Genomic DNA, 806 nt, shown 5'->3' on the forward strand with positions numbered 1-806 from the left:
GACGCCGATGTGGGGCAAAGACTGCTTCTTGCGCACGGGCTGAAAGGTTCGGCGCGCGGCGTCGGCGCCTTCGCTATTGCCGATTGCGCCAGCGCGATCGAACTTCAACCTGAAGATACCAATACCCTCAAGCGGCTTGGCGCCCTGATCGAAGAAGTCCGCGATTTCGTCGCCGCCATCAGCCGTTAAACCGATTTCCGAAAAAAACGGCATAGAGCGCCGCTTTCGCGCGGCAGTTGACTTGTCTGCTGGAGTGATTATCTCGGCTGGAACTCCCTTCAGGTGACAAATGACCAAGCTGACCTTCATCGCCCATGACGGCACACATTTTGACGTGGATGCCGAAAACGGCTCGACCGTCATGGAGAACGCGATCCGCAACGCCGTGCCGGGGATCGAGGCCGAGTGCGGTGGCGCCTGCGCCTGCGCGACCTGCCACGTCTATGTCGACGAGGCATGGACGGCGGAAGTCGGTGAGCCGGAAGCGATGGAAGAGGACATGCTGGACTTCGCCTACGATGTCCAGCCGAACTCACGGCTCTCCTGTCAGATCAAGGTGCGCGACGCTCTCGACGGCCTGGTTGTGCGCGTGCCCGCCCGCCAGGGCTGAAGCGTGAAGGCTGAAGCGTTGTAGCCGATTTTTCGGGTCCCGGCTTGGCAGCGGGCCAATGGTCATGCAGTGTCTCGCCGTTCTCTATAGCGCCGCGCATCCTCGTGGACACGCAAAGGACGCTATAGCGCCGTGATTTGGCGCATGATCTCCAGCGAAAATCGATTCCGATTTTCGCGGTCGTGCGGATTGAAGG

General features: G+C 60.5%; 2 protein-coding genes. Both read left to right on the forward strand.

Features of this window, described 5'->3' with window-relative positions:
• A partial coding sequence (locus EOA86_RS36760; protein ID WP_206630270.1) for an Hpt domain-containing protein occupies positions 1 to 189 on the forward strand: 189 nt, incomplete at its 5' end.
• A 100-nt stretch (positions 190 to 289) separates the two neighbouring features.
• Positions 290 to 610 (forward strand): 2Fe-2S iron-sulfur cluster-binding protein, encoded by a 321-nt coding sequence (locus EOA86_RS36765; protein ID WP_006334837.1) that lies wholly within the window; start codon positions 290 to 292, stop codon positions 608 to 610.
• Positions 611 to 806: the final 196 nt, after the last annotated feature.

The organism is Mesorhizobium sp. M5C.F.Ca.IN.020.32.2.1 (genome assembly GCF_004023105.1).
GTDB classification, from domain to species: domain Bacteria; phylum Pseudomonadota; class Alphaproteobacteria; order Rhizobiales; family Rhizobiaceae; genus Mesorhizobium; species Mesorhizobium wenxiniae.

What these genes read in the sequence shown, in the direction of transcription:
- EOA86_RS36765 (WP_006334837.1), top strand. Translation starts at nt 290, where the DNA reads ATGACCAAGCTGACCTTCATCGCCCATGACGGCACACATTTTGACGTG.